Below are 11,934 nucleotides of genomic sequence, written 5' to 3' on the forward strand. Positions count from 1 at the left end.
CGAGGCGCGGGGTTGCACCCCCACTCAGACGCCGGATAGATGAAAGCAAGCCAAACACGACATCAAAAAACAGTATTGCAGAAAAGGGGGTAACCATAGATGTGGGAGCTGGCTTGCCCGCGAAGAGGCCCGCACAGACACAGCAAATCCCAGACAAAAATAAACCAGCCCATGAGCCGGTTTATCTGTTTCATCAGGCCGCTTTATCCAGCTGCGCCTGCCGCACCACTGCCGCCAATCGCTTGAGCCCTTCGTCCAGTCTAGCCGGGTCGATGTGGCTGAAGTTCAGACGCAAATGCCCGTGATGATTTTCCGGTTCCGGAAAGAACGGCTCCCCCGGCATAAACGCCACGTCATTAGCCAGCGCCTCATTCAATAGCGTTCGCGTGTCCAGCGGTTGCTTCAACGTCAGCCAGAAAAACAACCCACCCTGCGGCATGTTCCAGTCGGCCAGATCAGCAAAGTGGGTTTCCAGCGCCGCTTGAAAGGCATCCCGCCGCTGTCGATAGAAGCCGCGCAATTCGCTCAAGTGCTGCTGATATTTCTCAGTACCGATCCATTGCAGCGCCTGCCATTGACCGATGCGGTTGGTGTGCAGATCTGCCGATTGCTTGAGCTTGAGCAGATGCGGGAACAGATCGGGACTGGCGATCAGGTAGCCGACGCGCAAACCGGGCAGCAAGGTTTTCGACACGGTACCCGTGTAGATCCAACTCGCCGTCTTCAGACGCCCGGCAATCGGTTTCGCGCTGCCGCCATCGAACGTCAGTTCGCGGTAAGGCTCATCTTCGATCAGCGTGACGCCGAATTCGTCGAGCAAAGCCGCTACCGCTGCACGCTTTTCTTCGCTATAGCGCACGGCGGACGGGTTCTGGAACGTCGGAATCAGGTAGATGAAGGCCGGGTGATGTTGTTCCAGACGCTCGCGCAACTGCGCCAGATTCGGGCCGTCGGACTCCTGCGGCACGGTCAGGCAATCGGCGCCGAACAGCTGGAATATCTGTAGTGCGGCCAGATAAGTCGGTGCCTCCAGCAGAATTTCCGTGCCTTTGTCGATGTACAGTTTGGCCGCCAGATCGAGGGTTTGTTGAGAGCCGCTGACTACCAGCACCTGACTCGCCTGACATTCCAGTCCAAGCGCCCTCGCCTCCGCCGCCAGAGCCTCGCGCAATGCCGGCTCGCCTTCGCTCATGCCGTATTGGCCGAGCGACAGCGGCATGTCGGACCACTCGACCTTCGGCAACATGGCTTCAGCGGGCAAACCGCCAGCGAACGACATGACTTCCGGGCGCTGGGCGGCGGCGAGGATTTCACGGATCAGAGAACTCTTGAGGCGCGAGACACGTTCGGAAAAAGCCATGGAAGTCACCGGTAGCAAGGCATGGGAAAAATAAGTCAAACTGGTTGACTGAAATTACGACAGCTTGAGCGAGTACGTCAACATGCTTGACCTTAAAAACCCATCAAGTCAGCAACAGGCGATGGAAGCGTTCTTCTTCGGCTATCAGGCGTTCACTGCCAAGGCGGATGAAATGCTCGAGCGCCGTGGGCTGTCGCGGGTGCATCAGCGCATTGTGTTTTTCATCGCCCGATATCCGAATTTGAGCGTGAAGGAATTGCTGGGATTGCTCGGTGTGAGCAAACAGGCATTGAACATGCCGTTGCGGCAGTTGCAGGAAATGCATCTGGTCGACAGCGTCGCGTCGGAAGCTGACAAGCGTAAGCGCCTGCTGGAGTTGACGGCGGAAGGTGCAAAGTTTGAGCAGGCTTTGCGGCGTGAGCAGGTGAAGTTACTGGAGCGGGTGTTTGCCGAGGCTGGGGAAGCGGCGGTGAATGGCTGGTTGGCGGTGAATTTGGCGTTGGGGAATGCCCAGACAGTTATCGATTGATTGCTCGGGCCTCATCGCTGGCAAGCCAGCTCCCACAGGTTTTGTGTACGCCACAGATCAATGTGGGATCTGGCTTGCCAGCGATGGGGCCCTCAAGGGCGATATATCCCTATCGACGGAACTTTCGTAAACAAAACCAAAAACAATATTTGCTTTATTTGTACACAAAAGCATAATCCACAGCGTGCGAGTTCCTGACCGCATGGTCAACAAATTCGCGTATGCCTCAAAGGGCCGCTGCCACCCCTCATGGGTCCGGCCCTGGAAATAACAATAAAACTCTTGAGGAGTACTCGCTGTGGAAAGCCGCAAATCCGAAGCATCGACGCTGGACCTCTCGCCACCATTACGCAGTGGTCTGCTGGAACGTCTGTTCAAACTCAGCTTGCATGGCACCACGGTGAAGACCGAGCTGATTGCCGGTCTGACAACCTTCATCACCATGGCCTACATCATCTTCGTCAACCCGAACATCATGGCCGATGCCGGGATCGATCACGGTGCAGCCTTCGTCGCCACCTGTATCGCCGCTGCCTTGGGCTGCCTGTTGATGGGCCTCTACGCCAACTGGCCGGTGGGGCTGGCGCCGGGCATGGGCCTCAACGCCTTCTTCACTTACACCGTGGTCGGCACCATGGGCTACAACTGGGAAACTGCGCTGGGTGCGGTGTTTGTCTCCGGTGTGCTGTTCATGATCCTGACTTTCTCGCGGATTCGTGAGTGGCTGCTCAACAGCATTCCGGTCAGCCTGCGCTTTGCGATGGGGGCCGGCGTTGGTTTGTTCCTCGGCCTCATCGGTTTGAAAACTGCAGGCATCGTCGTCGATAGCCCGGCCACGCTGATCAAACTCGGCTCCCTGCGTGAACCTGGCCCGCTGCTCGCGGCCATCTGCTTCCTGATGATTGCGATCCTCAGCTATCACAAGGTATTCGGTGCAATTCTCATCAGCATCATCACCGTAACGCTGGCCGGTTGGGGCCTCGGTATCGTGCATTACGAAGGGATCATGTCGACCCCGCCGAGTCTGGCGCCGACCTTCATGGCGATGAATGTTGCCGGCGTGTTTAACGTCAGCATGATCAGCGTGGTACTCGCCTTCCTCTTTGTGCACATGTTCGACACCGCCGGCACCCTGATGGGCGTCGCCCAGCGCGCCAATCTGGTCAACGCTGACGGCCGCATCGAAAACCTCTCCCGTGCGATGAAAGCCGACAGTGCCTCCAGCGTGTTCGGCGCCGTGGTCGGTGTCCCTCCAGTAACAAGCTATGTGGAAAGTGCTGCTGGTGTGGCCGCTGGTGGTCGGACTGGTCTTACCGCAGTCACCGTAGGTGTGTTATTTATAGCGGCAATGTTTTTCGCACCGCTGGCCGGCATGATTCCCGCTTACGCCACCGCCGGTGCACTGATCTACGTTGCGATGCTGATGATGGGCGGCATGGCCCACATCGAATGGGACGAAGCCACTGACGCCATCCCGGCCATCGTCACCGCGATCATGATGCCACTGACCTTTTCGGTCGCCGACGGCATCGCGCTGGGCTTCATCACCTATGTGGCGTTGAAGGCCGGGACCGGCAAGTACAAGGAGATTTCCGTGAGCCTGTGGGTGCTCTGCGCGATCTTCATCGCCAAGTTCATCTTCCTGTAAGCGCTACGCGGTTCAAGCTTCAAAACAGCCTCACCCTGATGGGTGGGGCTTTGTGCATTTTTCAATACAACAAAAAGGAAGGAAGTGATGAGTCTGGAAACCTGGCTGCTGTTCAGCGGCGCTGCGCTGGTGGTGATTCTGATTCCGGGGCCACTGTCGCTGTTGATGATCAGCAACAGCCTGAATTATGGATTGCGCCGCTCGTATCCGGCATTTCTCGGCGGCGTATTCGCCTCGATCTGTTTGCTCAGTGCTTCGGCGCTGGGGCTGGGTGCCTTGTTGCTGGCATCGGAGCAATTGTTCAGTGCCCTGAAAATCGTCGGTGGTCTGTACTTGTTCTATCTGGCCTGGCAGAGCTGGCAGCAATCGCGTCAGCCATCGGTGGGCGCCGTCGTGCCGCAAGCGGCAGCCGTCCCACGCTTTCGCGCGTTGTTTGGGCGCGCGTTTGTACTGGGCGCCAGCAACCCGAAAGACATCCTGTTTTTCGCCGCCTTCCTGCCGCAGTTTCTCAGCGCCGAGCAGCCCTTCCTGCCACAGTTGCTGGTGATGATCGCCACCTGGACCCTGCTGGATCTGCTGTGCAAGCTGGCCTACGGTCTCGGTGCCCACGGCGCTGCACGTTACTTGCGCAGTGGCAAAGGGCAGAGCTGGTTTAACCGGATCAGTGCCGGGTTGTTCGGCGGCGCCGGCGCTGCATCGCTGCTCAGCAGCCACTGACCCACTTTTGATTTCCTATTCGGTTACAACCCGCCTGACGTGAAAGACCAAGTCAGGCGGCCCCCCTCCACGACCGATCAGCGTCGCGCACTTCAGCGTCCCACAACAGTCAATGCATGGTTTGATGTGCAATACACCGCAACAACCCATTGATATACATCCCGCGAATGCCCCCCGTACTATCTCTGTCTGTTTTTAACGACAACCTGCCAGAACAAGGAAGTTCAAATGGCCACCCTCATAAGTGAAGCCTCAATACAAACTGACCCGATCGTCATGACGGACATGAAGGTTGAGGCCAATCAACGTAATGCTTCTACCATCGACATAAGTGCTGATATCCATTCAGTTTCAGATCCGCGGATCAAAAGTAAAATCGAGCAGCTGAAAGTCACCGACTCGGTATTTGGCCCGTTACAATTTGGCGACATATCAATAACAAGAGTGTCCCTCGATGCGCTGGGCGCAACGATTGACGGCCACCCCTTGAACGGCCAAAACACTTTCTTCCGAATTCCCAAGCGATCATTCATCAACTCGTTACAATTCAACGCAAGCGATATCGAGCAGCACATAAAATTATCAAAAGGTGGCGATAATTACCTGTTGCCGACATTGCTTTTTGAAATGGCCAGCCGACGCCCGTTAACCGCTCCTCACATGATCAGGGAAAGCCTCGAAGCCGATACGGCTGCGGCCAACTATCGCAACAAACTGGTCAAGCTTTTAAGTTCCGCACAAAGACTCGACTTGCGCCATGCCTACCTGCCAAAAAACAACCCGCGATGGGTGGCAATGGCCATGAGCTATTCGACCCTGGGTTCAAGTGTAGGCATTCAGGGTTTCGGAATATTCATGGGATTGCGTGGAGTGGTCGACGCCATCAAGGCCAATAACAGTGCCGAAATTGCAATTAACAGCGTTGGCATAGCCTCTGAACTTGGCTCCATCGCCGTTGACGTGGCCGTGAGCAAAATCGCGACTGAAATGCTGACCGCCGGACAGCACGCCTTCAAGGATTTTGCCAAAACCAGATTCGCTCTGAGACTGGGTCGCTCCGGTGGTTTGATCGGCGGTGCGCTGACATTGCCATTCGATATCTTTACCGCCGTCAGGTCCTTCAGCGCTGCAAAAAATGTAACTGGCAAAGAAGCCATGGATCACTACGTCAGTGCCGGTCTGAGCATCACCAGTGCGGCCATGACTGTGATTCTGGGCACTGCCGCGATGGCAGGTTTCTCGTTCGCAGGTCCTGTGGGGCTTGCGGCGGGTGCCATTCTGGCGATTGGCTCGCAGGTTTATGGCGCGGTACGCGTCGTCGATGACATTGACGACTACATCGAACTTACCCTCGACGAGCGTTGGCGCACTGGCTGGTTTTCGTTCTGCATGGCAGATATCGACCAAGACGTGCAGGATCGTTACAGCCAGGCAAAAACCAGACTGCAACACTCGACCCAATTGAGAGAAACAGCAAAAAGATTGTTGGCCGGCGCCTTGAAGGAAACGATCGAAGCCATCGTCCATGGTTCGTTCGAAGTACACATGAAACCTACCCAGGTATGGACACGTAACTGGTGGACCAAACAAGCCAGCTGGAAAACCGTCAACATCCCGCAGGTTGTGGGAGGCGATGACACCATCGATGCCCGCAATGGTGTCACCAAGGACACACCTGGCGCGGTGTTGGGAGCAGCCGCCGAGAACAAGGGGGTTCTGTGGTTGATCGGTGACGGACGTGACTCGATCAGGGGGGTTGAAAAAAAACCAAATACCTTCCATTACCGATCCGGAAGAAAGGAACTGACCGGTGGCGAACAAGACGACCGGTTCGTGTTCGAGAGTGCCGGGGACTCGCTTAAACAAGGCACCCGGATTTCTGGATTTTCGACATTAAAGGCAGGCGCAGGCAACGATACCTTGGTGTTGGGCGGCATTTACAGCGGAAAAGACAGAGCGGGATACGACGTCGATTTACTGGCACAAACGCTCCAGACGATCACGACCGATCCCGCTGTCGACGACGGGAAAAAACATACATTCCACAGTTTCCTGGAAGGTTTCGAAAACGTTGAAACCGTCAGAGGTGCCGACAGCGTCGTGACCGGCACACAGGCGAGCAACATCATCATTTCCCGTGGACAGGACACGATCAATGCCGGGCCGGGAAACGATCAGATCCACTTATGGCATACGGGGGCTGTTGCTGCGGGCGAAGCCGGTATCGACGAATACCTCATTGCCCACGAAGCAGGCCAGACTGTCGTCAATGAGGACGGTGAGCAAGAAAGCATCGTTGTATTGAAATGGCCGATGATGTTGATTGAAAGCTGGGGCATCACCAACAACTCACTCGTCATCACCTCAGCTTTCGACTTCCACGACAACCGCAAAAACGTGGTGATCTTTCGCGACATCTACCAACCAGACGAGCAAGCAGCGCGGCTTCTAAACAATAAGCTGACGATCATTACCAAAGACGGCTTTTTTCTAAAACCTGAACTGCCTGAAAAAATCGCAACCGACAAAAATCTCGACATCAAGGCTGTCATCATAAAACAGGGGCATCCGGTAAAGCCGACCATTCTTTACACCCCTGATTGCTGGATCATGCATCAGAACGATGCACGCTATTACCTCCCGCGATCCACACATGACAAGGTGTTTTATTCAGTTGAACGCGCTGACGCGGTGACCACGCTTTACCTGGACTATGCCAGTACCGAACTGACAAAAGTCGAGGCGCATTTCCTTGCAAGACAGTCGGATAAAGATCATGACTTGATGGCCGGATGCGATCTCACTTATCACCTTGGCGAAAAAACCATAACGCTCAAATATTTTGCCGGTGCACGAGGAGGCTCCGACCCCAAAAACATGACCAAGATCCTGCGGACCATGGCCATGCGCACCCATCATAAATACGTACTGATATTCAACGACGCTGTTGCTTTGAACGCAGGTCTCACACCAGAAACGGATGTCGCGCCTGCCGACAGTCACTACGAGGTTCATTCATTCAAACGCTGGACAACGCAGATGAAGCTGCCGTTGAAACTTCGAACAGGCCACTACCCTTATGACCTGCCGACAAACGAAGCCTACAAGCTAAGCGCAAAAAACGGATGCGCCATGCTCACTTCATACAGCGGCCAAACCGCCATGGAAAGCCTGGAAGGCGAAGGTTCAACCTACCTGGTTCATCTGGTTGCCAACATGACCATCAAGCTCTCGACCCCGGGTGCTCTGGCCGACGCCAAAGTCCGCCTGCCTTATTCCTCTACCTGGGAACTCGATGCGACAGCACTTGGCAAGGTTGAAATCAAACTGGAAAACAACCAGTTGCACGTCGGCACGTGCATTGTTCATCTGCCCCATTACGAAAGCGAAGACCTGATAGATCAGATACGCGTCATTACGGAGAAAGGCGTTGTCCATACCGTCGATCTCTCCTTCGACAGGGTTTACCTGGATGGCCTCGATGCGCGGTTCTTTGACGAGCCCGACTCGACAAAAGCCTTGCCGGAAGTCTTTGCGCCAATGGCCAATAAAGACATCAAAGTGAGAAACATCGCCCTTGCCGACAACAGGCCCGGCGCGCTGAATTACAGTTTTGCCGCACACGGCTGGATCCTGCGCAGCGACAAATCCCGTATCGAGTTTGCAGATCTGCAAGTGATCAACCGATGCAGCCATCAAGATCCTCGGATCTTTACGCCACCGCCATTGATCAATGTCCCTCCCGCATAACGGTTTCCGCCAAGACCGATAACCACGTGCGCACTCTGCAGTTGAAGTAACCGAACTTCTCTATCGCCTTCCCGGCCTGAATTTTCCGGGGTGTAGACGAGTGCGCCTGAACAATACGGCGAGGCACTGACGTGCACTCGGCGTCACCACTCAATGAGTAACTCCATATGGCAAAGCCTCCGAAGAAAATCTCTGTGACAGCAGCAGCTGATACAACGGTTACAACAAGACCGGTGCAATCAGGCTCTGGCAGCCGCATCACCACAAACGCGCCCGACACCCCACTGTCAGGTATCGATTCAACCACAGGGTCACCAGGACCGAGTACCACTCGCCAGCCTGCCATCATCGTCAACGAGATCCCCGATTCCTACAGTGCCGCGCGCAATGCAATTGCCTGGCCTGAGAATCGATTGAACGAACTGACGCCGAGCGCAGAAAACAACGGCTTGTTCACCGGCCCGGATCAGCGCACCTACGCGCAAATCGGCAGCGAAGGCCGGTTCGTCGTCGAGCGGGATTTGTACGGCAACTATTACGTTCCACTGACCTTTGCGCCCGGTGTTCCCGGCCCGGTGCTGACCAGAATGGAAGGCCAGGCCAGTTGGCACATCCAGCGACCCGGCTGGCAATCAACACAGACTCGGGCCGGTACTCCTGCCCTGGCACATGCGCTTTCCTACCTGGCACCTGATGACGCCAACACGTTGACCAAAGCAGAACTCTCAACGGCTGGCATCCGTTACAACAAGCGCAAACACACCTTCGTCGATACGGCTGAAGGCACGGTCATGGTCCGTAGAAACGAACAAGGGGAGTATCAATATAGCTCTGCGACGACCCGAGACGTGCTTGATGTCTACTTTGAACAGATTCCCGGTTCGACACTCTGGCGCCGAAAAACACCGGACTCGCCAGCCCATGAAACGCCCGTTGCAGGCCGACCTCGGCCAATCCTCGAACCGGACGAACCGCAACCCGGCCCAAGCAAACGAGCGCGGCTCGGTGCCCCCGAAGATCCAGCAAGACCCATAACCCTCCAGACCAACGCCCCCGCCGAGCAAACACCGTTTTTCTGGTTGTCCTGGGGGCATCTGAACAAACCGTCCACGGGGGAGTCCGTTCAGCTCGGCTGGTTCCATTATCCGATTGTGCCCACTGGCTCCAATCCCACGCCAAAAGTCTACTTTGTGCAGCATCCCGACTTTGCGCCAACACACTTCGAGGCGTTCGAACACATGCTGCTGACAGCGCCTGCCATGCAGCCTGTAGCAACGTTTCGCATCGGTAACGATCCGGGCGAAATACACCCCGGCAAACGTTTCTTCGATGAGCCGATCTCGCAATCCGTTGCCAATACCTTCCCCGATTTTTCCGACGCCACTGCTCGCAGCGTCGCCAGAAGACTGTTCGAACTCGCGGACAACTCACCGGTGATTACCGGCACCGGGCTGGTCAATATTCAGGCCGTCCTGCATCAGTGGAAACAAAGGCCGTTTCCCACCGCACCTGCTTACGCCGATCCGCTGAACATGCTGGCGATAGCGCCAGACATCGATGTCGGCGGTAAAAAAATCATCCCGATGCCGTCCCAGGTCGACAGTGAACTGCAACGGCTCACCTTCGATCCCAAGCGATTCCCCACGGAGTGGAATCACTACAAAACCTATCCGACGGACCTGAACCTCAGACGCCTGCTCGGTGCCCTGTTGGTGCGCAGTGGCTACGACGTTTTCCCCCTGACTCACGAACATCGTATGCCAACGCTGGTATTCAGGCGGGCCACCCATGACCAGGTTTACTTCATGAAACTGGGCGCAGTTGAACATGTCGGCCTGTCGCACACTCCCGGCAACGAGCTGGCAGACGCAAGCTTGCCCGACAGGATTGGCAACGATGCATTTGTTGCCCTGACAACAGCCACCGCACAAAACAAAGTGGTGTGGCTCATTGGCGGTGTCTTGAAGGTCGAGTCGAATCCGGATTCGGTATTCATTATCCGAGAGCGCTAAGTTCCCTCTCCAACTCTCGCCGGCTCTGCCGGTGAGAGCGGACTGGTTTCTCGAAATCCTCGTAACACCTCGCAGCACTTGCCCTCGGATCAATACATATATACCGCACGCCTTGGTGACCTTTTGCCGAACATCACTCCCTTGAAGCCAACGGGTCAGGCGAACGCGATGTCGCGCAAGCGCACATCGAGTCAGCTTGTTGATACGCCGGCCTACCACTGATCAGCGAATCATCGGAGCAATTCAATGGCAAAACCACCCAAGAAAATTCCTCGGGCCACATCACCGGAAACGTCCGTGACCTCGACCAATCCTGTGCTGAATCCACTCGGAGCACTTCCCGGTGAAACAGGGCATGCCGAGCCGAGCGGGACGACCGGCAATCCGCTGTCCGATGCCTATTCCCCACACGCGTCGCCAAACGCAGCCGCCGCCCGTCCCAGCGTCATCATCAGACCTGCACTGAGCCGGGAAAGCCAATTGGGCCTATCGCGCGCAGCGGAGTGGGTGAGGCAGCACTCCATCGAAGTGCAACCGTCCGCGCATGCCGGCACGTCCATGAGTGAAGCACCGCCGCAGCCGGTCTTCATCAACACCGAATCGGCAAGCCAACTCAAATTGCAGGTTAGTACCGCAGAGGGGTTTCGATACGACAAACACAAAAAGGCCTATGTCGAAATGCACGGCGGCATGGTCATGGTGGGCAAAACCCTGGACGGCTGGCGACAGACCCATGCCGGGGAATCGACTCCGACGGGGGAGCGGGTTGAACAGATTCCGGGCACCAGACTCTGGCGTGAACTTGACGCGACGCAACAAGGCCCGCACTCCGTCACCGATCCGGGGAGACGTCCCGGCCTGGACGAGCACGCTTATGCCGCGATCAATGCCAGCACGTTGGTCGAACAGCTTTTCTCCCGACAAAACGTCGCCCTGGACCTATCCGCAGGCCAATGGAAAAACTGGGGAAAAACCATCAAGCCCGACTCGGGCGAGTCGATAGAGATCGACGGGCAACATTACCCGATCATCGCTCAAGGTCTGCGAGCCGACACCGGGCTGGTCTACTTGCAACACCCCGGTTTTTCACCGGACAGCTATGACGCTTTCGAAAACATGTTACGCCATGAGCCCTCGCGACAGCCGAAATGGGCGCTGAAACACCAAGGCCAATGGAAGGTTCTGGACAACCATCCGCCGTTCGCAATGTCCGCCACCCAATATGTTTCCACCGCGTACAACTACCTGTCGGAACATTCGACCAACAACCTCGCCAGAGCGGTATTCGATCGAGTTTCTCTACCTCAGGGAGTGAACGCTCACGGACTTTCAGTGATGGCACTGACCTTTCGTCACTGGATCGATCGAGTCAATAACGAAGCCCCCATGCACGGTCTGTCGGACCCATTGGTGATGCTTGCAAAACTGCCGACACCGCCCGGCAGCCTGGCGGGTGGCGGATTACTCACCTTGCCTGCGCACGATTCAGTCGGGCTGCAGCGTCTGGATTTCAATCCGAAACGGTTTCCTCAGGAATGGGCCGTGTATGCAGCGGCGCCGACCGCAGGCAGTCTGCGCGCATTACTGGTGAGCGTCCTGCAGCACAACGGTTACAGCATCAACCCAACCACGCGCCGGCTCAGTGAAGGCGCCTTGATCTTTCACCGCTCAGGCGTTGCCGCAGTCTTCGTGCTGAAGCTGCCCCCCATCACTGGAAATCAGGTGCCTCGCACTACGCCCGCCGGACACGAGCTCACCGATCCGGCTTTTCAGAGCCGGCTCAGCACCGCGCAGAAACAGCAGTTGGACAGCCACCTGGCGCATACCGAAGTCATCTATCTGGTCGGGGGCCTGCAACAGATATCCCCCGACAACCCGACGCTCTTCATTGTGCGGGAGGGGTGACCGTCTCCGAGCG

The 11,934-nt window shown here is 56.3% G+C and carries 7 protein-coding genes; 6 read left to right on the plus strand and 1 reads right to left on the minus strand.

The genetic code is table 11. The annotated features are described in order from the left end of the window. Nucleotides 1-193: 193 nt before the first annotated feature. Complete coding sequence (locus tag FGA82_RS26165; RefSeq protein WP_141129335.1) at nucleotides 194-1,360, minus strand: PLP-dependent aminotransferase family protein; 1,167 nt, start codon at nucleotides 1,358-1,360, stop codon at nucleotides 194-196. A gap of 82 nt (nucleotides 1,361-1,442) precedes the next feature. Between FGA82_RS26165 and FGA82_RS26170 the strand changes: the two genes are divergently transcribed. From FGA82_RS26170 to FGA82_RS26195, 6 genes are all read left to right on the plus strand, one after another. Further along, on the plus strand, nucleotides 1,443-1,889 hold the full coding sequence (locus FGA82_RS26170) for a MarR family winged helix-turn-helix transcriptional regulator (RefSeq protein WP_141129336.1): 447 nt from the start codon (nucleotides 1,443-1,445) through the stop codon (nucleotides 1,887-1,889). Nucleotides 1,890-2,187: 298 nt separating this feature from the next. Then, nucleotides 2,188-3,537 (plus strand): NCS2 family permease, encoded by a 1,350-nt coding sequence (locus tag FGA82_RS26175; RefSeq protein WP_141129337.1) that lies wholly within the window; start codon nucleotides 2,188-2,190, stop codon nucleotides 3,535-3,537. Between the two features lie 87 nt (nucleotides 3,538-3,624). Then, nucleotides 3,625-4,254 (plus strand): LysE family translocator, encoded by a 630-nt coding sequence (locus FGA82_RS26180; protein ID WP_038366975.1) that lies wholly within the window; start codon nucleotides 3,625-3,627, stop codon nucleotides 4,252-4,254. Between the two features lie 228 nt (nucleotides 4,255-4,482). Then, the gene (locus FGA82_RS26185) at nucleotides 4,483-8,004 is read left to right on the plus strand and encodes a calcium-binding protein (RefSeq protein ID WP_141129338.1); all 3,522 of its coding nucleotides are present in this window, start codon (nucleotides 4,483-4,485) and stop codon (nucleotides 8,002-8,004) included. 167 nt (nucleotides 8,005-8,171) lie between these two features. Further along, entirely contained in the window at nucleotides 8,172-10,016 is a 1,845-nt protein-coding gene (locus FGA82_RS26190) for a hypothetical protein (protein WP_141129339.1), read from the plus strand. A gap of 246 nt (nucleotides 10,017-10,262) precedes the next feature. Continuing rightward, nucleotides 10,263-11,921: a hypothetical protein gene (locus tag FGA82_RS26195; RefSeq protein WP_141129340.1), complete on the plus strand. Its 1,659-nt coding sequence runs from the start codon at nucleotides 10,263-10,265 to the stop codon at nucleotides 11,919-11,921. The last annotated feature ends 13 nt before the right edge of the window (nucleotides 11,922-11,934 follow it).

The organism is Pseudomonas fluorescens (assembly GCF_005938625.1).
Classification (GTDB): Bacteria; Pseudomonadota; Gammaproteobacteria; order Pseudomonadales; family Pseudomonadaceae; genus Aquipseudomonas; species Aquipseudomonas fluorescens_BD.

Excerpts from the sequence above, each read along its gene's own strand:
- FGA82_RS26165 (WP_141129335.1), bottom strand. The coding sequence starts at position 1,360 with ATGGCTTTTTCCGAACGTGTCTCGCGCCTCAAGAGTTCTCTGATCCGT.
- FGA82_RS26170 (WP_141129336.1), top strand. The coding sequence starts at position 1,443 with ATGCTTGACCTTAAAAACCCATCAAGTCAGCAACAGGCGATGGAAGCG.
- FGA82_RS26180 (WP_038366975.1), top strand. The coding sequence starts at position 3,625 with ATGAGTCTGGAAACCTGGCTGCTGTTCAGCGGCGCTGCGCTGGTGGTG.
- FGA82_RS26185 (WP_141129338.1), top strand. The coding sequence starts at position 4,483 with ATGGCCACCCTCATAAGTGAAGCCTCAATACAAACTGACCCGATCGTC.
- FGA82_RS26190 (WP_141129339.1), top strand. The coding sequence starts at position 8,172 with ATGGCAAAGCCTCCGAAGAAAATCTCTGTGACAGCAGCAGCTGATACA.
- FGA82_RS26195 (WP_141129340.1), top strand. The coding sequence starts at position 10,263 with ATGGCAAAACCACCCAAGAAAATTCCTCGGGCCACATCACCGGAAACG.